19 protein-coding genes are annotated in these 21,149 nt (G+C 60.4%); 9 read left to right on the forward strand and 10 right to left on the reverse strand.

The window, feature by feature from the left end:
* Positions 1-204: 204 nt before the first annotated feature.
* Both hemW and BN1117_RS00170 read right to left on the reverse strand, forming a co-directional pair.
* Entirely contained in the window at positions 205-1,350 is a 1,146-nt protein-coding gene (hemW, locus tag BN1117_RS00165) for a radical SAM family heme chaperone HemW (RefSeq protein WP_040093878.1), read from the reverse strand.
* Positions 1,351-1,440: 90 nt separating this feature from the next.
* Positions 1,441-2,037, reverse strand: coding sequence for an XTP/dITP diphosphatase (locus BN1117_RS00170; RefSeq protein ID WP_040093880.1), 597 nt, complete (start codon positions 2,035-2,037; stop codon positions 1,441-1,443).
* A 238-nt stretch (positions 2,038-2,275) separates the two neighbouring features.
* Between BN1117_RS00170 and BN1117_RS00175 the strand changes: the two genes are divergently transcribed.
* The 3 genes from BN1117_RS00175 to BN1117_RS00185 all read left to right on the forward strand — a co-directional run bounded on the left by BN1117_RS00175 (position 2,276) and on the right by BN1117_RS00185 (position 5,181).
* The gene (locus BN1117_RS00175) at positions 2,276-3,439 is read left to right on the forward strand and encodes a multidrug effflux MFS transporter (RefSeq protein WP_040093881.1); all 1,164 of its coding nucleotides are present in this window, start codon (positions 2,276-2,278) and stop codon (positions 3,437-3,439) included.
* Between the two features lie 135 nt (positions 3,440-3,574).
* Complete coding sequence (locus BN1117_RS00180) at positions 3,575-4,624, forward strand: oxidoreductase (protein ID WP_040093883.1); 1,050 nt, start codon at positions 3,575-3,577, stop codon at positions 4,622-4,624.
* Between the two features lie 308 nt (positions 4,625-4,932).
* The gene (locus BN1117_RS00185; RefSeq protein ID WP_040093885.1) at positions 4,933-5,181 is read left to right on the forward strand and encodes a hypothetical protein; all 249 of its coding nucleotides are present in this window, start codon (positions 4,933-4,935) and stop codon (positions 5,179-5,181) included.
* Positions 5,182-5,243: 62 nt separating this feature from the next.
* On the opposite strand, the gene rimJ is transcribed toward BN1117_RS00185, so the two are convergent.
* Together rimJ and BN1117_RS00195 are read right to left on the reverse strand one after the other, a co-directional pair.
* Entirely contained in the window at positions 5,244-5,795 is a 552-nt protein-coding gene (rimJ, locus tag BN1117_RS00190) for a ribosomal protein S5-alanine N-acetyltransferase (RefSeq protein WP_040093886.1), read from the reverse strand.
* On the reverse strand, positions 5,795-6,349 hold the full coding sequence (locus tag BN1117_RS00195) for a GNAT family N-acetyltransferase (RefSeq protein ID WP_040093888.1): 555 nt from the start codon (positions 6,347-6,349) through the stop codon (positions 5,795-5,797). Before BN1117_RS00195 ends, rimJ begins: the two co-directional genes overlap by 1 nt.
* 346 nt (positions 6,350-6,695) lie before the next feature.
* Here BN1117_RS00195 and BN1117_RS00200 point away from each other — a divergent pair, with 346 nt between their 5' ends.
* Positions 6,696-8,471: a M4 family metallopeptidase gene (locus BN1117_RS00200; protein ID WP_040093890.1), complete on the forward strand. Its 1,776-nt coding sequence runs from the start codon at positions 6,696-6,698 to the stop codon at positions 8,469-8,471.
* Positions 8,472-8,503: 32 nt separating this feature from the next.
* Here BN1117_RS00200 and BN1117_RS00205 read toward each other — a convergent pair whose 3' ends face one another.
* The gene (locus BN1117_RS00205; protein ID WP_040093892.1) at positions 8,504-9,397 is read right to left on the reverse strand and encodes a LysR family transcriptional regulator; all 894 of its coding nucleotides are present in this window, start codon (positions 9,395-9,397) and stop codon (positions 8,504-8,506) included.
* Positions 9,398-9,489: 92 nt separating this feature from the next.
* On the opposite strand from BN1117_RS00205, the gene mdtH reads away from it, so the two are divergent.
* Both mdtH and BN1117_RS18800 read left to right on the forward strand, forming a co-directional pair.
* Positions 9,490-10,686: a multidrug efflux MFS transporter MdtH gene (mdtH, locus tag BN1117_RS00210; RefSeq protein ID WP_040093894.1), complete on the forward strand. Its 1,197-nt coding sequence runs from the start codon at positions 9,490-9,492 to the stop codon at positions 10,684-10,686.
* Between the two features lie 139 nt (positions 10,687-10,825).
* Positions 10,826-11,740 carry a bifunctional helix-turn-helix transcriptional regulator/GNAT family N-acetyltransferase gene (locus BN1117_RS18800; RefSeq protein WP_040093896.1) on the forward strand — a complete coding sequence of 305 codons (915 nt, stop codon included), beginning with the start codon at positions 10,826-10,828 and terminating at the stop codon, positions 11,738-11,740.
* 46 nt (positions 11,741-11,786) lie between these two features.
* On the opposite strand, the gene BN1117_RS00220 is transcribed toward BN1117_RS18800, so the two are convergent.
* The 4 genes from BN1117_RS00220 to BN1117_RS00235 all read right to left on the reverse strand — a co-directional run bounded on the left by BN1117_RS00220 (position 11,787) and on the right by BN1117_RS00235 (position 17,266).
* A complete protein-coding gene (locus tag BN1117_RS00220) occupies positions 11,787-12,260 on the reverse strand; it encodes an ASCH domain-containing protein (RefSeq protein WP_082032528.1) in 474 nt (157 codons plus the stop codon).
* 57 nt (positions 12,261-12,317) lie between these two features.
* A complete protein-coding gene (gene prfC, locus BN1117_RS00225) occupies positions 12,318-13,907 on the reverse strand; it encodes a peptide chain release factor 3 (protein WP_085942998.1) in 1,590 nt (529 codons plus the stop codon).
* Between the two features lie 272 nt (positions 13,908-14,179).
* Positions 14,180-15,634, reverse strand: a complete 1,455-nt coding sequence (gene viaA / locus BN1117_RS00230) for an ATPase RavA stimulator ViaA (RefSeq protein ID WP_040093898.1) — start codon at positions 15,632-15,634, stop codon at positions 14,180-14,182.
* Positions 15,635-17,266, reverse strand: a complete 1,632-nt coding sequence (locus tag BN1117_RS00235) for an ATPase RavA domain-containing protein (RefSeq protein ID WP_040093900.1) — start codon at positions 17,264-17,266, stop codon at positions 15,635-15,637.
* Positions 17,267-17,520: 254 nt separating this feature from the next.
* Here BN1117_RS00235 and BN1117_RS00240 point away from each other — a divergent pair, with 254 nt between their 5' ends.
* Together BN1117_RS00240 and rimI are read left to right on the forward strand one after the other, a co-directional pair.
* Complete coding sequence (locus BN1117_RS00240; protein WP_040093901.1) at positions 17,521-17,955, forward strand: DNA polymerase III subunit psi; 435 nt, start codon at positions 17,521-17,523, stop codon at positions 17,953-17,955.
* 109 nt (positions 17,956-18,064) lie between these two features.
* The gene (gene rimI, locus BN1117_RS00245) at positions 18,065-18,514 is read left to right on the forward strand and encodes a ribosomal protein S18-alanine N-acetyltransferase (protein WP_040093903.1); all 450 of its coding nucleotides are present in this window, start codon (positions 18,065-18,067) and stop codon (positions 18,512-18,514) included.
* Positions 18,515-18,549: 35 nt separating this feature from the next.
* On the opposite strand, the gene BN1117_RS00250 is transcribed toward rimI, so the two are convergent.
* On the reverse strand, positions 18,550-19,095 hold the full coding sequence (locus tag BN1117_RS00250) for a thioredoxin domain-containing protein (protein WP_040093905.1): 546 nt from the start codon (positions 19,093-19,095) through the stop codon (positions 18,550-18,552).
* Positions 19,096-19,279: 184 nt separating this feature from the next.
* Between BN1117_RS00250 and BN1117_RS00255 the strand changes: the two genes are divergently transcribed.
* Complete coding sequence (locus tag BN1117_RS00255) at positions 19,280-21,070, forward strand: AMP-dependent synthetase/ligase (protein WP_040093907.1); 1,791 nt, start codon at positions 19,280-19,282, stop codon at positions 21,068-21,070.
* Positions 21,071-21,149 lie beyond the last annotated feature (79 nt).

A 21,149-nucleotide genomic window follows, 5' to 3' on the forward strand; every position in this document is an offset into this window, starting at 1 on the left:
CCGACCATAAACAATCAGGGCGCCATTGGCGCCCTGATTGTTATCTCGAAACACGGTTCGCCAAAACTGCCTCACGACCTGTCGCGAGAAGCTGTCAGCGGGGTGAAGAGCAGCGCAGGAACCGGAGCGTATAGATATACGTGAGGCTTCCAAGCAGCGCATGAACCTTGATCACGGCTTCGCAGCCAGATCGTGAGCCAGTTTTCACTCATCCATAAACAGTTCGAGCAATACGTTCAGATAGCGATGGCCGAGAGAAGTGAGCTGCCAGCTATCCCCCAAATCCTCGATCAGCTCCTTGCTCTGGGCGATGGCGAGCACCGTCTCTACCCTTTCCAGCGGCAAGCCGGTATATGCCTCGAACTGTGCCTTGGGGGCCGGTTCAAACAGGCGGAAGCGGTTCATAAAGTACTCGAGCGGCAGATCGTCTGCCGTCACCTGCCACAGCTGGTCCAGATAGGGGCGACTCTTGTCCAGATACCCTTTGGGGTGCTTCACCTTGGCGGTGCGCAGGATCTGTTGGTTCGCAAGATCGGTCACCTTGCCGTGGGCGCCACAGCCAATCCCCAGATAGTCGCCGAAGCGCCAGTAGTTGAGGTTGTGATGGCACTGGTAGCCCTCTTTGGCGTAAGCCGAGATCTCGTACTGGCGATAACCGCTGGCGGTGAGCATGGCGTGGCCCTGCTCGTAGATATCCCACAGGGTGTCATCTTCCGGCAGTTTGGGCGGTTTGGAGGCAAATGCCGTGTTCGGCTCTATGGTGAGCTGATACCAGGAGAGGTGCGGCGGGGCGCAGTCGATAGCCTGCTGCAGGTCATAAAGGGCATCATCCAGACTCTGATCCGGCAGACCGTGCATCAGATCCAGATTGAAGGTAGGCAACTTGATGGCATGGGCCAGTGCGGCGGCCTTGCGGGCCTCTTGCGGGCCGTGAATGCGGCCGAGGCGGGTCAGCTTCTCCTGCTGAAAGCTCTGCACGCCGATGGAGATGCGGTTGATGCCGGCGCGCTGGAAACCGGCGAACTTGTCCGCCTCCACCGTGCCCGGATTGGCCTCCATGGTGATCTCGCAATCGGCAGTGAGCCCAATGCGGGCCCGCACCCCGTCCAGCAAGGCTTGCATCGCCTCTACCGTCAACAGGCTGGGGGTGCCGCCACCGATAAAGATCGAGGAGAGCGGCCGCCCCTGTGCCCACTTCAGGTCCTGATCCAGATCCTCCAGCAGAGCGGCGACATATTCGAGGTGAGGCAACTCCCCCTTCTGGGCATGGGAGTTGAAGTCACAATAAGGACACTTCTGGACGCACCAGGGCACATGAATATAGAGAGAGAGTGGCGGCAGTTGCAGCATGGGACTTCCAATAAAACAGGGGCTCAAGGCCCCCATTGTAGATGACTATGTGTGCTTGACAGTGTGTAGTCGACGAGGTGGCGAAGTGACTCAGTGAGCGGCAGCCAGCGCCGCTTTGAGCTTGGCCAGCGCCTGACCGCGATGGCTGAGCTGGTTTTTCAGCTCGGCGGGCATCTGGGCGGCGGTGCAGTCGTGATCCGGCACGAAGAAGACGGGGTCATAGCCAAAACCGTGCTGACCGCGCGGCTCGTCGATGATCATCCCTTCCCAGCTCGCCTGACAGATGATGGGGGTGGGATCATCGGCATGGCGCATATAGACCAGCACGCACCAGAAACGGGCGCTCTTCAGGTACTCGGGAGCCCCTTGCAGCTCAGCGAGCAGCTTCTCGATGTTGGCCTTGTCACCGGCACCTTCACCGGCAAAACGGGCGGAGTAAACGCCGGGGCGCCCTTGCAGCAGGTCGACTTCCAGACCGGAGTCATCAGCCACGGCGGGCAGACCGGTAATGCGGGCGGCGTGGCGGGCCTTGATGATGGCATTCTCGACGAAGGTGGTGCCGGTCTCATCGGCATCGGAGACCGCAAACTCGCTCTGTGGGATCACCTGGATCTTCATATCGGCCAGCATGGCGGCCAATTCCTTCACCTTTTTCTGGTTACCTGTTGCCAGGACAAGCTTGTTCATCGAGCACCTCCGCAAAAATAATCTGCGCATTCTATGCGGCACAAGGGTTTAGTAAAAGCGCCAATTACACCCGCTGTGATGGGGTTACGGGGGGTTTGCCGCCATCGAATAACCAGCTTTTTAATACATGTTTCCATAATGGAATAACCAAAGTGATTAAATACCATTTCTATTCATTACTGTGACTCAGTAGACTCGCGCCCCAACTTAATAACCTGGCTGACTAAAGAGGTGACAGATGCCATTGATACTTTTGCTCGTACTACTGGTGCTGTTCAGTCCGCTGGCTATCGACATCTACCTGCCCGCCATTCCGCAGATGGCCGAGCAGCTGGGCGCCGAAGTGACGTTGATGCAGGGCACCATCACCTGGTTCCTGTTCAGCATGGGGCTGGGACAACTGCTGGTTGGCCCGCTGGCCGATCGTTACGGTCGCAAACCCATTGCCCTTTGCGGCGTGCTGCTCTATGGCCTGAGCGCGCTGGGGGCCGGCTTTGCCGCCAGCCTCGGCGAATTGATGCTGGCCCGGGTGCTGCAGGGCTTTGGCGCCTGCGCCACCTCGGTCGCCGCCTTCTCGGTGGTGCGTGACAGCTATGGCTCGAAGAAAAGCGGTCAGATGATCTCCTACCTCAATGGCGCCATCTGCTTTATTCCGGCGCTGGCGCCCCTGCTCGGTGGCTGGCTCACTGCCAAGGCGGGCTGGTCTGCCAACTTCTGGTTTATGGCCGGTTATGCGCTTATCGTCGGCAGCTGGCTGATGTGGCGGATGCCGGAGACCCGCCCGGAGGAGACCCGCAGCGAAGGGGCCCTCATCAGCTGGTCTCGCTACAGCCCGGTGCTGCGCTCCCCCAGCTTCCTGTTCAACGCGGCGCTGTGCATGCTGGCGATGGCGGTGATCCTCGCCTATGTCACCGCCGCACCGGTGCAGTTGATGGTGAAATTGGGGCTGGATATGAGCGGCTTTAGCTACTGGTTTACCGCCAACGCCGCGCTCAACATTCTGGCCTGCTTTATGGCGCCGCGCTTTATTGCCAAAATCGGGCCAAGACGTACCCTGCGCATCGGCCTGCTGGTGTTGATGCTCTCTGCCATTACCCTGACTTTGGCGATGCACATCGCACATCCGCTGGCGATGATGGGACCGGTGTTCCTCTCCAGCATCGGCTTTGCCATGATCCTGGGCGCGGCCGCCGGGATGGCGCTGGCACCGTTCGGCCACTGCGCCGGTACCGCCGCCGCCCTGCTCGGCCTGTTCCAGATGAGCGGCTCCGGCGCCCTGGTTGGCCTGACCGGTGCCCTGATGCACGACCCGCTCAGCCAACTGGCGCTGCATATGTGGTTGCTGCTACCGCCCCTGGTGATGCTGATGACCCGACGCGGCCGCCGCTTGTGTTTGCAATAAATCCTGTGCTCTGATGGGCACACTCAGGGGGCCATCGGCCCCCTTCTCGTTTGTATCGCCTTTACAGCATATGGCCATCCGGCAGATTGCCTGCGATGGCAACCCCACTCACTCGATATCAGCGGAGCACTCCCGATGAGTCACACTCTCAACGCAGCCCTGGTGGGCTATGGCTTTGCAGGCAAGACCTTCCACGCCCCCTTCCTCTCCACCACACCGGGCTTGTCCCTGAGCTGGGTGGTGAGCCGCGATGCCGCCAAGGTGCAGGCCGATCTGCCCGGCTGCCGGGTCGGTTCACTGGAGGAGGTGCTGAGCGATGAGACTGTCGATCTGGTGGTGATCGCCACCCCCAACGACACCCATGCCCCCCTCGCCCGCCAGGCGCTGCTGGCAGGCAAACATGTGGTGATCGACAAGCCCTTTGCACTGGATCTGGCCGAGGCGCAAGCACTGGTCGAACTGGCCGAAAAACAGCAGCGACTGCTCAGCATCTTCCACAACCGGCGCTGGGACGGGGATTTCCTTACCGTGCGCCGTTTGATTGCCGAGGAGACGCTCGGGCAGATCGCCCAGTTCGAATCCCACTTCGATCGCTATCGCCCCGAAGTGCGCCAGCGCTGGCGCGAAGCGGGTGGCCCGGGTTCCGGTCTCTGGTTCGATCTCGGCCCCCACGTACTGGATCAGGCGCTGCAGCTGTTCGGCCAGCCGGACTGGCTGCAAGCCGATCTGGCCGAGCAGCGCCCCGGCGCACTGGCGGACGACTATTTCCATGTGGTGCTGGGTTACTGTGCTCTGCGGGTTATTCTGCATGGCAGTTGTCTGGTCTCGGCCACCATGCCCCGCTTTGTCATTCACGGCAGCCAGGGCTCGTTCGTGAAATTCGGTATGGATGTGCAGGAAGATCAGCTCAAGCAGGGCTTGCGGCCACCGGCGGCGGATTGGGGCATGGATAGTGAACCCGGTCAGCTCAGCCGCATTGTGGATGGTCAGTTACAGCAGCAGAGCGTGGTGGGTGAGGCGGGGGATTATGGCGCCTACTATCGCGGTGTCTGCGCCGCCATCAAGGGCGAGGGGAGCAACCCGGTGCCAGCAAGTGAAGCGCTGGCGGTGATGGCGCTGCTGGATCTGGCCCGCCAGAGCCACCTTGAGGGAAAACGGCTGCCCTGTCAGAAGCTGTCTGACTAAGGTGCGGTTCATCGGCCACGCCTGACCAACCTTGACCTTGTTAAACCGCCACAAGATGGCAGTAACGCGGTGTTTTATTGTGCAATTAGCACCATTTAACGGCATCTTGTATTGATATCAGTCGTTCCAGTGGAGCTTTTTATCCACGGCACGAAAAAATGTCATTGTGATATCCGTTTTCATCGGTAACTAATGAGGCTATATTGCGCCCGCCTGCTGCCTCCCGGCTTCTTGTTTCCATACCGGGCACAGTGGGCGCAGTGATGGTTGCACAGACCATCTCTCCATCTTTATTTGAGGGAATGCACATGAACAAAGTACTGGTAGCCGGTATCCTGGGTCTGATGTTGACTGCTTGCGGTCAGAAAGAAGAAAAAGCTGCCGCGCCTGCTGCAACTCCGGCCGCCGAAGTTGCTGCCACTGTAGAAAAAGCCGCTAGCGAAGCCACCTCTACCGTAGAGCAGGCTGCTTCCGACGCGACTGCAACCGTTGAAAACGCTGCTGACGAAGTGGCTACCAAGGTTGAAGCTGCAGTGAGCGATGCCAAGGCCAACTAAGCCTGCACCTCATTCGAAGACGGGTCCGAAGGCAACTTCGGGCCCGTTTTTTATCTATCCGCTCAGGGCGCCGGATTAATCAGCGAGGTGAGGATGTGATCCTCCCAGCGGCCATTGATCATCAGATAGGCCCGTGCAAATCCCTCCCGCTCGAAACCGAGCCGCTCCAGCAAGGCGCCGCTGCGCTGATTGGCAGGCATGTAGCAGGCCATGATGCGATGCAGATCGTGCTCCCGAAACAGGTAGTCGATGGCGGCTGAGAGCGCCTCTCCCATCACCCCCTGCCCCTGATATTGCTGGTCGATGGCATAGCCCAGATGACACGCCTTGAAGACCCCCATCAGGATATTGCTGAAGTTGCAGGTGGCGATCACCCGCTCGCCAGCAGGATCAAGCGCCACCAGATTGATGCCGGTGCCGTTGAAGAACTGGCTGTAGCTGTCTTGCAGCCGGGCATGCCAGTACGAGAGGGTGTAAAAGTGCTCGTCCCGCAGTGGCTCCCAAGGGGTGAGATGGGCACGGTTGCGCCGGTAGAAGTCGAGGATCATGGGAGCCTGATCGGGGGTCAGCAGCGTCAGGTGGGCCCGCGGGGTTTTGATATGGGGTAGCGCCATCAGGACTCCCTCTCTCTTAGCCACTCGTCACGCAGCAGGCTGTAGTGGGCATGGTCCACAATCCGGTTGCCCAGCCGCTCTGCGCGCCGGGTCACCCCCTCCTGCTGCATCCCGAGCCGTTCACAGACGGCTCTGCTGGGCTCGTTATCGGTGGCGGCGCTGATCTCCACCTTCTCCATCCCCATCTCCTCGAAGGCGTGATGGATCAGGGCCTGACAGGCACGGGTGATGATACCGTTACCCTGCCAGCGCTCCGCCAGCCAGTAGCCGATGACCACCTTGCCAAGGTCGTGATCGATGCTGTTGTAGCCGATGACCCCCACCACCTCCCCCTGATACTCGATGGCGGTGGTGAGCCCCTCGCCGCGGGCGAACTTCTCGATGGCACTGCGAATGAAGAGGGCGCTATCAACGGGGCGCTGGATCAGTGGCGGCCAGGGTAGCCACTGGGAGAGATACTCCCGGTTGTCATGGCAGAGGGCAAACAGTTCGCTCGCCATATCTGGCTGCAAGAAGAGCAGCGCAAGCTCGTCGTCCAACTGCCATGAAAACATGGGATTCTCCTTTCAAATCAGTGATCAAATAGCGAATCAGCACCCAATGTAGCCAATCGCCACTGGCCGCGCCAGCCACTTTTACGGCCCCCCTCCGGCAGGTATCGCAGAGGGTCACAGCGTGCGTTCTCTCCTCCCTCAAAAGAGGAGGGTGGGTGTCTTAAACCGGATAATGCTCTCCACATGGCGCCGACGAATGCCCCCAAACGGCACTTTGGCAGATCCTGCTACCCCTTTGTGCTGCGCTGTCACTTTTGACAGGGGGCACTTTCCCCCACCGGCACTAGCTTCAAAACGCCCGACCTTCGGTCGGTTTATCAACCTCATCGATTTAAGGAAAGAAGAGATGAATAAAATTTATCTGGCCGTTGCGCTGGCCTGCTGGGGAAGCGCCGCACTGGCGGCGCAAGAGGTAGCGATCAACGTAACGGCAAACGGCATTCGGGCCATGACCGGCCTCAGTGCCGCGAGTGGTACCTTGCAGCTGGAAGATGGCGAGTTTCGTCAGGTGCGGGTGGTCAAGCTGCCCAACGGCCAGCAGCGGATCCGCTACGAGCAGATTTGGAACGGCATCCCGGTAATGGGTCAGGTGGTGGTGGCAGACAAGAGCCTGAACGGCCAGCTGCAACAGGCCAGCGGGCGCATGCTGCGTCAGATCGATCAGGATGTGGCAAGTCCGGCCGCCACCCTCTCGCCACAGGACGCCGCCAGCAAGGCCAAGGCGGGCAGCAAGGGGAGCAACGAGCAGGTCAAACTCTACGTGATGCAGGATGAGAACGGGCTGGCCCGACTGGTCTATCAGGTCTCCTTCATCGCCGAAGGTGACAAGCCAAGCCGCCCCTTCGTCATTCTCGATGCCCAGAGCGGCGAAGAGCTCAAACGCTGGGAGGGGATCAATCACCAGAATGCCACCGGCCCCGGGGGTAACATCAAGACCGGCAAATACGTCTACGGCGCCGACTATGGCCCGCTCATCGTCGATGACAACTGCCGGATGAGCAGCCCCAACGTCGATACCATCAACCTCAACCACGCCACCTCGGGTGGCGCTATCCACCAGTTCAGCTGCCCGGAAAACACGGTCAAGGCTATCAATGGCGCCTATTCCCCCCTCAACGATGCCCACTACTTCGGCAACGTCGTCTTCAATATGTACCGCGACTGGTACAACACGGCACCGTTGAGCTTCAAGCTCAAGATGCGGGTTCATTACGGCAAAAACTACGAAAACGCCTTCTGGGATGGCCGTCAGATGACCTTTGGTGACGGCGCTACTACCTTCCACCCGCTAGTGAGCCTGGATGTGGCGGCCCACGAGGTAAGCCACGGCTTTACCGAACAGAACTCCGGGCTGGTCTACTCCGGTCAGTCTGGCGGTATCAACGAGGCCTTCTCCGATATGGCGGGGGAAGCGGCCGAGTTCTACATGAAAGGGCGTAACGACTGGCTGGTTGGCGCCCAGATCTTCAAGGGCAACGGTGCCCTGCGCTACTTCGAGGATCCGACCAGGGATGGCAGATCCATCGGCCATGCGGCGGATTATAAAGAGGGAATGGATGTACACCACAGCTCCGGGGTCTACAACCGCGCCTTCTACCTGCTGGCCACCAGCAGCGGCTGGAACACCCGTAAGGCATTTGAAGTGTTCGTACTGGCCAACCGCCTCTACTGGGGCGCCAATACCAACTACCAGCAAGGGGCCTGCGGCGTCAGCCGGGCAACCGCCGATCTGGGTTACAGTCAGGCGGATGTGGCCCGCGCCTTCCAGACCGTCGGGGTCGATGCCAGCTGTGGCACCACCCCGCCACCAAGCGACAACGTGCTGCAAAACGGCGTGCCGCTGAGCAACCTAGCCGCCAGCAAGGGGGGCAAGCTCAACTACACCCTGAGCGTGCCGGCGGGCACCAGGTCGCTGCAGATCAGCAGCAGCGGCGGCACCGGTGATGCCGACCTCTACGTCCGCTTTGGCAGCGCCCCTACCAGCAGCAGTTACGACTGCCGTCCCTACCTTGGGGGCAATAACGAAAGCTGCTCGTTCACCAATCCCAAGGCGGGCACCTGGCATGTGCAACTGTCAGGGTTTTCCGCGTTCAGCGGTGTGACCCTCAAGGCCAGCTACTGATCCACCCGATGCGGGCCTTGTCCCGCATCGTTCTACTCATTGCGCCACCGTTTCGCCAGCGTGCGGGCGGTGGCCAACACGGTTTCCCGGGTCGGATTGGGCCGCTTGCCACCGCGCCAGGCCATCATCACATCCCAATGATCCTGCGGCAGATTGCGCACATCGAGCCTGACCAGCCGCCCCACCTCCAGATCCCGCTTGATGGCCAGCTCCGGCATCAGGGTGATAAACCCGTGTTCCAGCGCCAGATCCCGCGCCGCACTGGCGGGCTGTACCGCATGCAGGGGGCTGGCCGCTCGCCGCAGCCGTCGCAACTGCTGGATAAAGACGTCACACCCCGGCCCCCACACCTGAGGCGCCAGCCGCTGGTCGGCAATATCCTCCAGGGTAAGACCGTGACAACCGGCCAGCGGATGCAATGGCGAGGCGATAGCGATGATGGGGGAGCAGCAGAGCAGCTCCATCTGCAGGCCAGCAACAGGCGGACGCTTGAGCACAAAGCCGATATCGGCCTCGCCGGTCAGCAGCGACTGCATGATCTCACCGGAGTGATCCGTGGTGCAGCGGATCTCGAACGGCTCATCCACCAGCGCCATCAATAGCGAGCCAAACACCACCGAAGTAAGGGATGGCAGGCTGGAGAGACGGATACAAGGCAACGCTGGTGCCCCCTGCAGTGCCAGTCGCCCTTCGCTCAGGGTGGCCAGCGCCGAGCGGGCGGCAGGGAGAAACTCCTCGCAGGCGCGGGTCGGCGTCACCCCGCGCCGATGACGCTGAAACAGCGGCGCCCCGAGGCTCTCCTCCAGCTGGGCAATGCGCTGACTCACCAGCGGCTGTGACCAGCCACGAATGGCCGCCGCCTGACTGAAGCTGCCCAGCTCGGCCACATCCAGCAGCAGTTGCAGATCGTCCAGATCCATAGACATAAATAATCCTGATATGAAATATAGGTAGTTGTCGTCTACCACTATATCTAAACCCTCTCCAGAATGAAGCTATCTGTGAATGAGAGGGCGTTATGGTCGATAGGGCGAGGTTTTGGGGGCGCTGGTTTCTGGCGCTGGATACCACACTGGTGATCCTGGGTTTCTTTGTGGTGATGCCGATGATCAGCCTGCGCTTCGTCGATCAACTCGGCTGGGCGGCCGGTCTGGTAGGGCTGGCCCTCGGGCTGCGCCAGCTGACCCAGCAGGGGCTGGGGATCTTTGGCGGCTCGCTGGCCGACCGTTTCGGCGCCCGCCCGCTCATCGTCACCGGCATGCTGCTGCGCGCCGTCGGCTTCGCCACCCTGGCCTGGGCCGACAGCGGCGCCATGCTGATCTTCTCCTGCTTCCTCTCGGGGCTGGGCGGCTGCCTGTTCGACCCGCCTCGGGCCGCACTGGTGATCAAATTTACTCGCCCCCATGAGCGGGGCCGTTTTATCTCCCTGCTGATGATGCTGGAGAGCGCGGGAGCCGTCACCGGCGCCCTGCTCGGCAGCTGGCTGCTGCGCTTTGACTTCACCTACGTCTGCCTGCTGGGGGCCGGGCTCTTCACCCTGGCGGCTCTCTGCAACTGGACCCTGCTGCCCGCCTACCGCCTCTCGGTCAAACCGACTCCGATGCGGGAAGGGTTGGGGCAGGTGCTGGCGGATCGCGCCTTCTGCCGACTGGTGCTGATCTTAAGCGGCTACTACATGCTGTGGGTACAGGTGATGCTGATTTTCCCCATTCTGGTCAAGCAACTGGCTGGCAGCACCACGGCAGTGGGCTGGATGTACAGCCTGGAAACGGCGCTGTCACTGGCGCTGCTCTACCCCATCGCCCGTTTTAGCGAGCGGCGCTATCGGCTGGAGAGCCGGCTGATGGCGGGTATCCTGCTGATGACGGTGGGGATCGGGCTGGTCGCCTTTGTCAGCACCCTCTCCGGCATCTTCGTACTGCTGGCCTGCTTCTATCTGGGGATCATCATCTGCGAACCGGCCCGGGAGACCCTGATGAGCCGGCTGGCCAACCCCACAGCCCGCGGCAGCTACATGGGCTTCAGCCGCCTCGGGCTGGCGCTGGGGGGCATGACCGGCTATGTGGGCGGCGGCTCCCTCTATGACTTCTCGCTGCAACAGGGACAACCGGCCCTCCCCTGGCTGGTGCTGGGCACCATAGGCGTGGCCACCATGCTGCTGCTGGCCCGCTGCTTCTCCCGCCGCCCGGAACTGGCCATCAGAGCCGCCGCCTGACGACCGCCCCACCTGCGGCAGCCCAATCAACGGGGCTGCCGCTCACCCCATATTCTGCAAGCCATCACAGCAAAAGGTTGCGCATTACAACTTTTACGCTATTTTAGTTGTCACGCACAACTAAACAGGAAACCACAACATGGATCCCCGTCCCCTGCGCGCCCTGTCGCGCGATCTGGTTCGCGAACTCGGCATGCTCTCCCAGCAGTGCGGCAATCTGGCCCTCACCCCCATCGAGGCTCACCTGCTAATCGAGCTGGAGAACGCCCCGGCCACCAACCAGCAGTTGGCAGAAAAGCTGCACATCGACAAATCCAACGCCAGCCGTCCGCTAGCCCGCCTCGCCGAGCGGGAGCTTATCAGCTGGCACCCGCACCCCTCCGATGGCCGCAGCAAGGAAGCTCGCCTCACCGTCAACGGTCAGGGGATGCTGCTGGAGTTGCACCGGGAGATGGACGGGGCGATGGAGGAGATGCTGGCACAGTTGAGCCTGCCCGAGCGGGAGCAGTTGTGGCAAGGGCTGCGGCTCTATCGCAGTGCCCTCTCCCGCGCCCGCCGCCAGCAGGGCTACCATATTCGCCCTATCACAGAAGCAGACAATCCCCACATCGCGACCGTTATCCGCGCCGTCTCGGCCGAATATGGCCTCACCGCCGACAAGGGGTATGGGGTCTCGGATCCCAATCTCGATACCCTCTCCCAGAGCTATCAGGGGGAAAAGAGCCGCTACTGGGTCATCGAAGGGCCGGACGGTTCCATCCTCGGCGGTGGCGGTATCGCGCCATTGGCGGGAGAAGAGGGAGTCTGCGAGCTGCAGAAGATGTACTTTATGCCCGCCCTGCGCGGACTGGGCCTTGGCAAGCGGCTGGTATTGCAGGCGCTGGATGCCGCTCGTGGTTTGGGCTATCGCCGCTGCTATCTGGAAACGACCGAGGTCTTGCGCGAAGCCACCAGCCTCTATGAATCACTGGGCTTTGAACACCTGCCTGGCCCCCTTGGCTGCACCGGCCACGGGGATTGCGAGATCTGCATGGTGCTGGACTTGGCGCTCTAAGGTAATAGCGGCAAGCAGGAGTCTCCCCTGCTTGCCGCTTCGTTTATTATGGCAGCGCCACTACTCGGAATCGCTCCTGTACCAGCGTGGCTTGCTCATCAAATTCTCTTCCTTCCGCCTTCATCTCGCGCTCGAAGAAGGCCTTATGAGCCTCGCGCCACCAAGCCAGAGAGCCATCGCCCTCCCCTTCCTCGGCGGCAAACGCAGCATCAACCTCATCGAATGGGCACAAGGTGACTGACACCAGTTCAACCAGAGCCTTGGGGTGACCACTCCAGTCGGTTACCACCAGCAAGTCACCCTGTTCCGGCATCCGCTCGCCCTTCTCCAGATACCAGTAAGCGAGGCTACAGGTCGCTCGCTTGCGTCCTGCTACCACCAGCGCGGCACAGAGGTTGGCATTGTGTTCATCAGCACAGAAGTAGTCCGCTGAGACATGACGAGCCCGTGCTGCCACCGGCAGGGATAACAGATAACGCTCAGCCAGAGCCGAGCAGGCAGGATTCATCGATTCAACCATCACCTCTCCTTGATGCATAAAAAAATCCCGCCATCTGGCGGGATTTGGTAAGCAGTATCAGTGCTCGCGAGTCTGGCGGAACTCCACGTCAGGGTGACGCTCCTGAGCCAGGCGCAGGTTGACCATGGTCGGTGCGATATAGGTGAGGTTGTCACCGCCATCGAGAGCCAGGTTGACCTCGTTCTTGCGCTTGAACTCTTCAAACTTCTTGACGTCGGTCCCTTCCACCCAGCGGGCGGTGGAGACGTTGACCGCCTCGTAGATGGCCTCGACGTTGTACTCACTCTTCAGCCGGGACACCACCACGTCAAACTGCAGCACACCGACCGCACCGACGATGAGATCGTTGCTGATCAGCGGACGGAAGACCTGCACCGCCCCCTCTTCGGAGAGCTGCACCAGCCCCTTGAGCAGCTGCTTCTGCTTGAGCGGATCGCGCAGGCGGATGCGGCGGAACAGTTCCGGCGCAAAGTTCGGGATACCGGTGAACTTGAGATCCTCACCCTGAGTGAAGGTGTCGCCGATCTGGATGGTGCCGTGGTTGTGCAGACCGATGATGTCGCCGGCGAAGGCGTCTTCCGCCTGCTCACGGTCACCAGCCATAAAGGTCACGGCGTCGGAGATGTTCACATCCTTGCCGATGCGCACGTGGCGCATCTTCATGCCCTTGCTGTAAGTGCCTGACACGATACGCATAAAAGCGATACGGTCGCGGTGTTTCGGATCCATGTTTGCCTGGATCTTGAACACGAAGCCGGAGAACTTCTCCTCGGTCGCCACCACTTCGCGGCTCTCGGCCTTGCGCGGCATGGGAGACGGCGCCCAGTCAGTCAGGCCATCCAGCATGTGGTCAACACCGAAGTTACCCAGTGCAGTACCGAAGAAGACCGGGGTCATCTCGCCAGCGATAAAGGCATCGTGATCGAACTCGGGAGAGGCGCCCTGCACCAGCTCCAGCTCGTCACGCAGTTGCTGGGCCAGATCTTCGCCGACGGCGGCATCCAGATCCGGGTTGTTCAGCCCCTTGACCACCCGCTTCTCCTGGATGGTGTGGCCCTGACCGCTCTGATAGAGATAGGTCTCATCCTTGTAGAGGTGATAGACCCCCTTGAAGGATTTACCGCAGCCGATAGGCCAGGTGATGGGGGCGCACATGATCTTCAGCTCGCGCTCCACCTCGTCCATCACTTCCATCGGATCGCGCACTTCGCGGTCCAGCTTGTTCATGAAGGTGAGGATGGGGGTATCACGCAGACGGGTCACTTCCATCAGCTTGCGGGTCCGGTCTTCAACACCCTTGGCGGCGTCGATGACCATCAGGCAGCAGTCGACCGCGGTCAGGGTACGGTAGGTATCTTCGGAGAAGTCCTCGTGACCCGGGGTATCGAGCAGGTTGACCAGACAGTCGGCATAGGGGAACTGCATCACCGAGGTGGTGATGGAGATACCACGCTGCTTCTCCATCTCCATCCAGTCGGATTTGGCGTGCTGGCCCGAGCCACGGCCCTTGACGGTACCGGCGCGCTGAATGGCCTGTCCGAACAGCAGGACTTTCTCGGTGATGGTGGTTTTACCCGCATCCGGGTGCGAAATGATCGCAAAAGTGCGTCTCTTGGAGACTTCACTCAGAAATTCAGCTGACATAATTCAACGTTCTTCTATTGGGCGGCGGCCTTGGACCACCGTGGGAGTAATTCCGGGATGCCGCGTTGACTCACGGTCCGGCATGGATACGCAACGGGCCACTCGGCGGGTATCAGACCAGCCGGTGGAATAAAGGAGGAGGGTTGCGTTACATGGGTCTTCTCACCTGAGTCAAAGCAAAATTGCGCGACATTATACCTGCGCGAGTGAAAAATACCCAGCCCGTCAGTCAGCTGTTTCCACCCGGTTGCGCCCGGCAGACAACGTCCTGAACGTCACCTCTGCTGCCAGCGCCGCAGCAGCCGTCCACGGACACTGCAATCAAGCATCCAGCTCTGGTCAAACACCTGCAGCAGCGCAGGCTTGGCATGACGTGACATGGCGACGGCGTGAAAACGGGTGCCTCTGGTCCGCTGGGCCACCAGCAGCTCCACCAGCGAGGCAGGCAGCCGCTGGGCAATAAAATCAGAGATCACCAGCACATCCGCCAGCTCGAACCCCGGCATCTGCAACTGACGCAACGCTGCGCTCAGGCAGGGCAGCAGGTCGGTACCGCCATTGAAGGTCATGGCTAAAAACCGCTCCGCCTCGTCGAGCCCATTGGCATCAGTGAGTTCAAAGGTGGCCACATCAGTGGAAAAGAGCATCACATAACAGGCGCGCTGCTCAGAGAGAGCCAACTGCAGCAACGCCAGCGCCAGCGCCTTGGCACACTGCTCAGGGTACCCCCCCATGGATCCCGAGGTATCGATACAGACTATGACTGGCCCCATAGGCTGCAGCGTCTGCTCACCCTGACGAGTCATCCTCGGCAGAACCGCATGGCGTGGCAGGGTACCCCGGGTCTGGTAACTGAGCAGTCGCCGCTCCAGATATCGGCGGTAAAACTCCATTTCCAGCTCGGGGATCCCCAGCATCACCGACTCGCTGGGCAGCATCCGCATCAAGTCACTCCCTTGGTGGATACCCACCAGATCATCTGGCACCTCATCACTGAGCACCTGCTCCTGAACATGTTGTGGCTGAGGGGGCTGAGGGCGCTTGGCCTGTTCATCATCATGCAGGCCGCGCCCCAGGTTGCTGACAATCTCCTGCAGCATCGGCTCTTTGCGCAGCATGGCGGCATATTGGCGGATCAATACCAGTGAGGCTGGCTGCCACTTGCCTTGTGCCAGATTCCACAGCCCACCGGCGGTGCGCTGCTCAGGATCCAGCACTCGTGCCAGCTCATCGCTGGCGCCGATTTGTGCTTCAAGCTCCTGCTGCAAACGCTGCCGCTCGGCTTCGGCAAGTTCCTGCTGCAAACGCAACAAGGCCGTCACCAAGCTGGTGCGCCATTTGTCGAGCAATAACCGTCGACCACTCTCTGTCGGATGGTCCACCAGCAGGCTGGCCAGCTGGCGCCCCTCATCGGCAAAGTCGCTGTGCTGCTCCAACTGGCCCAGCAGGGTGGGGATTGTCGTTACCAGCTCACCAAGAGTGAGTGGCAAGGCTCGTTGATAAAGCAGAAACTCCTGCTCCAGGGCGGCGGGCACAGGGGTGTGGGCAATGGTGTCATTGACCTCATGCTGCCAGCGCCGCAGCCGCTTCTTGATGGCTCGTCCCTGTGTTTGTCCCATCCGCAGCACCCTGGCTATCTGGGTACTGCCCAGCATGGCCACCACAACTTCCGTCACCATCTCCCCTTCAGCAAGGGTGAGTAAGGCACTCATGGTACCAATATCCATCATTTACGATTGCTCTGCGCACAACAGGGGTAAGCGCGCGTGCCATTGAGCGACGTGCTCGACCGTCAACGCCATCTCCCGTTCCAGGGTTACAAACCCCTCCTCGACCGCCAACAACCAGCGACCATCGAGGAACAGGTGGGGTTGGTGGCCATCAAAGCGGTTTCTCTGACGGCGCAGATCTACCCGTAGGGTATGCAGCTGCTCTCGAAGAGAGTTGAGGGTCTGATACCAGGGGGCACTGATCAGTCCGGGCAGCGGCTCCCGTTGGGCCAATACCAGGGCAATAGGGCGCCGCTGACTGTCGAGCAGGTGCAACCGCTGCTGGAGATCCAGCTCCAGCTCCAGCGTCAGGCCACTCTTGCTGCCGACAGGATGGAACAATACCTTGTCGCCACTAGAGTGCCAGTGATCCAGTACCACCTTGTCACACTCCAGTGTCTGAACCAGCAAATCTGGCTCTTCCGGGCTCAATTTTGCCGGGGTCAGCAGATGAAGATGGAGTTGCAAACCGCGCTCACCCTGTTTTTTCGCCTCGCCCAGCATCAGCTGCCATCCTTTGCCGCGCTTGCCAAAGAGCCCCCTGCCAGGTTCAGCCTTCAGCGCCAGTCTGTGGCAAATCTGCTGTTGCAACTCTTGCAGCTCGCCGGTGATGGCCAGATGGCGGGATATCAGCCCCTGCTGCTGATAACAGTGCAGACGGGCAAACTCCTCCATCACCTCAACAAGCGCCAGTCGGCTCTCGCTGTTATGCCACAGACAATCCTTGAGCAGCAGCAGGTCGAGCGGTGCAACCTCTGATCTGCCGTGAAAGAAAGCACTGGCCTTGCACAGACGCACCGCTTTTTTCCAACGCCGGTCCGAAACGTAACAGGGATCATCAGTCAAATGATCGAGCCGCTGGCGCAACAGATAAATCAGCTCGAAGATATCCCCCGGCAAACTGACCTGTTCAATCTCCCCTTGCCACTTCAGATACTCGTCAGCCTGAATCTGCAGGGAGGGCGAGAGATGGTGCAAAGTGGTGCCATCGCTGGCCAGCATGGCCTGAAAATTGGCCTTCTCCTGCACCCTGTCCAGCCAGACCCGCACCAGCATGCGATCGTAAAGCGCCTCCAGCCCGCTATCCGGTGCGGGCAATTCATTGGATGCACTGATCAGCAGGCGCATCGGGATGGCTAGCGTCTCATCTCCGTTGCGGAACTGGCGTTCGTTGATCGCCATCAACAAGGTATTGAGAATGGCCGGGCCCGCCTTCCAGATCTCGTCCAGGAAGACCACTTCTGCCTGGGGCAGATAACCCGCGGTCAGACGCTGATACTTCCCCTCCTCTTTCAAAGCCTGAATCGAGAGCGGACCAAATACCTCCTCAGGTGTACTGAAGCGGGTCATCAGGTATTCAAAGTGACGGGCTTCGTGAAACGCCAGCTTGAGGCGGCGGGCGATCAGGCTCTTGGCAATACCGGGAGGACCTAGCAGAAACAGGCTCTCGCCGCTGAGGGCAGCCAACAGACCGAGGCGCAATGCATCCTGACGCTCATAGAGTCCCTCACCGAGGGCGGCCAGCAGTCGGGGCAAGCGCTCCTGGATGGGAATAAGACGCGCAGGGTTCTGGGCTTGAGTTAAAGACGACATAGAGACGGTCCCGAAGCAGATATAATGATGGCCCCGGGTACCACATCCTGTTCGCCCCTGGGTTTGCTGTTGTCATGATTGTGCAGTTGATAGCTGTGCTGCCTCTATACCTTGCCGATGAGCAGATCAGCATCGCCCCGGCGCACAGCAACTAGCATAGCGGCAGCGTTGTAAAGAGGTGCAGCAAAAACCGTTCGAGTGTACCCTGCGCAACACGATTTTCTCCAACCCAGATCAAGAGTGAGTGGTCTCAGATGCAAGATCCCGTTCGTCAGAGCATGTTAGCCCGCATGGGTATTCAAAGCTGGCAGCTGCGTCGTCCGGCATTGCTGGGCGCTGAACCCGCATCCTTGCTTGAGCAATCAGCCACGCTGCCCGGCCGGACAGTACCAACCAGTAACGCCCCACAGCCCACAGGCAAACTCTTGCTGCTGGCGGCCCGCTTGCCTGCGACCACGCTGCTGGCAGATATTTGTCTACTACTCGGCATCACTCCCGATGAGGTCTCCCTGCTCAGCGAGCTGCCCCCCACCGACCCGCAAGCGGCGGATGCCTCTCCCCTGCTCTGGCTGACCCATGCCAACCCCGCGCGGCCGGATGCACTGGTCTGCCCGCTCACCCCCAGCGCCGCGCAAAAGCGCGCTCTGTGGCAACAGCTGCGCCAGCACCTTGCGGCCAACGCGCCGTGATCCTGCATCATGCCGCCAAATCCCACTGTGATGCCGCTCTTTTTACCTGATTTTACAAACGCAGCCTCTGCCAACCCCTGTACCCAACATCTTGCCATCCGGAGCCCCCATGCCTGAGTTTCGTCCCCTGCTCGAGAGCGATTTCGACCTTGTCCATCCCATCGAGCAAGCCGCTCACCAGGAGCCATGGAGTGAGGCCAACCTGCTCTCCTGCTTCGGTCCTCGCTATCTCAACGGCTTGATGCTGGTGGAGGGTCGCCCGGCAGGCTTCTATATCTCGGATCTGGTGGCCGGTGACAGCTCGTTGATGAACATCTGCGTACATCCGGATTTTCAGGGCAAGGGATTGGGGCGGGCGCTGTTGCAGGCCTATCTGGCGCGCAGCAAACAAGCAGGGGCAGAAGCCTGGTTTCTCGAGGTGCGGGCCGGTAACCAGGCTGCCATCAACCTCTACGAGAGCGCCGGTTTTGCCGAGTATTGCCGCCGCGCCGACTACTACGGCACCGGCAACAACCGGGAAGATGCGGTCTTGATGTCGCGGCTGTTTGATTTCAGCTAACCCGGTCTGTTCAGCCCCCGTCCCCAGGACTCATCTCAATCGAGAGGAGCGTTATCCAGTTCGGGATCCTGCAAGGCCAGCGTGGTATGCACCACAGCTTCGAAGCCTGCGGCAGAGAGCGGCATATAGTAGCCCCGCCGCCAGGTTTTCCCGGGCATCCAGATCTGCTCGATATCCACCACTATCTTGATCGGCCTGAGGGGCTGCCCCGGCTGTTGGATAAAGATGCCAGGCGGGGTGGCCACCTTGGGAAACCGGCGCAGGATCTGCTCGCTGCCATCCCCCTTGCCCGGGTTAAGCCTTACTTTGACCAGACGATTCAGGGGGGCGGCCATCTCATCACTGCGCCAGAAGCGCTGGTTTAATCCCTTGCAGCGACGGCACTTGGGGGTCTCCAGCACATAAAGTAACGGATAGCCCAGCGCCAGCGCCTGCTGCTGTGCCTGATAGTATCCCTCGGCTCCCTCATACCAGGGATTGGCCAGCTTGGCAGGTCCGCTCCCAGCCCAGAACCAGAATGCCCCTGCTGCCAACAGCGTCACTGCTAGCGCTGCCACCCCTACCTTGATCCACATCGTCATAGCAAGACTCCCTTGTTACCCAATTGCAGTATCGGCCAATCAAACGCAAAGAGCAGCAATTTGAGATCTTTGTGATCCAAGACAAAAGGCGAACACTTGTAAGCTGTAATCTTGGAGTTTAAACTCTAGCCCGATTTTTAGTGCCCTCGCGGGCGTACAACTGTAATTAAAGGATGTTTAACTGATGCCGAAGCTTCACCTGGTTCGACTGATGCGTGAACGTATTGCCCAGCTTGGCAACAAGGCTGCCCTGCGGGTTCAGCAAGATGGCCAGTGGCGCGCCATCGGCTGGCGTACTCTGGGCCAGGCCATGGACTACTGCGCCCAGGCGCTGATCCGGGCCGGCCACCAGAGCACCGAAATGGTCGGTATCTATGCCCGCAACATGCCGGAGTGGACCCAGGCTGATCTTGGTATTCTGGCCGCCCGCGGTGTCAGCGTTCCCATCTACCCCACCAGCACGCTCGAACAGCTGCGCTACATCGTCAAAGATGCCGGCATCAAGGTGCTGTTCGTTGGCGAGCAACCCCAGTTCGATCAGGCGCTGCAACTGATTGCAAGCGGTGAAATTCGCCAGATCGTTGCTCTCGATGGCAGCGTCAACCTGCGCGGCTGCGAGCAGGCAAGTCACTTCCAGACATTTCTGGTCTCCGGCAACCATCAGCCCAGCGAGCAGGAGCTGCGCGAGCGGGAAACCCAGTACCGGATGGATGATCTGCTGACCCTGATCTACACCTCCGGCACCACAGGTGAGCCCAAGGGGGTGATGCTCGACTTCAGCAACATCGCCGCCTGTTTCGAGATGCACAACAGCCGTCTCGATCTGAACGAGCAGGATGTGTCGCTCTGCATGCTGCCACTCAGCCACGTGTTCGAGCGGGCATGGAGCTACTACGTGCTCTACTGCGGCGCCGAGAACGTCTATATCCGCGACCCGCAGAAGGTGATGGAGGTGATTGGCGAGGTGCAGCCGACCGTGATGTGCGCCGTGCCGCGCCTCTACGAGAAGGCCTACGCCATGATCCAGGCCAAAGTCGCTCAGGCTCCGGCTCTCCGCCGCGCCCTGTTTGGCTGGGCGACCAAGGTCGGCAAGCAGATGGTTGCCACCCGTCAGGCGGGCAAGTCCGCTTCCCCGCTGCTCTACGGCCAGCTCTGGCTCGCCGAGCGACTGGTGTTTCGCAAGCTGCGTGCCCGCTTTGGCGGCCGTACCCGCTTCCTGCCGGTGGCGGGCGCCCGCCTTGCCGACGATGTGAACCTCTTCTTCCAGGCGATGGGGCTCAACCTCAAATACGGCTACGGCATGACCGAGACCACAGCCACTGTCTGCTGCTACGAGGATAGCCAGTTCAAGCTCGGCTCCATCGGCACGGCACTGAACGGCATCGAGGTGAAGCTGGGTGAGAACAACGAACTGCTGGTGCGCTCCCCCACCGTGATGCGCGGCTACTACAACAAGCCGGACGCGACCGCCGAAGTGATGACCGATGATGGCTTCCTGCGTACCGGCGATGCCGGTGAGCTCGACAGCCAGGGCAATATCTACTTCACCGAGCGCCTCAAGGAGCTGATGAAGACCTCCAACGGCAAATACGTGGCCCCGCAACTGGTGGAAGGGACCATCGGCAAGGATCGCTTTATCGAGCAGATCGCCATCATCGCCGATGCCCGTCACTTCGTCTCGGCGCTGATCGTCCCCTGCTTCGAGTCGCTGGAGGAGTACGCCCGCTCCATCAACCTGCAGTACCAGTGCAAAACCGAGCTGCTGCGCCACTCCAAGGTGGTGGAGTTCCTCGAGGCCCGCATTCAGGATTTACAAAAAGAGCTGGCCAAGTTCGAGCAAGTGAAGAAATTCACTCTGCTGCCGAGCGCCTTCTCCATGGAGCTGGGTGAGCTGACCCCTACCATGAAGCTGCGCCGCAAGATCATCGAGGCAAAATACCAGAGCGAAATCGAGGCCATGTATAACCATGTCTGAGTACAACCACGTCTGATATCGCTCAGGTTCAGAGAACTAAAAAAGCCGCTCACTCGAGCGGCTCAGACTGCTGACAAAC

Source organism: Aeromonas australiensis, assembly GCF_000819725.1.
GTDB lineage: Bacteria > Pseudomonadota > Gammaproteobacteria > Enterobacterales > Aeromonadaceae > Aeromonas > Aeromonas australiensis.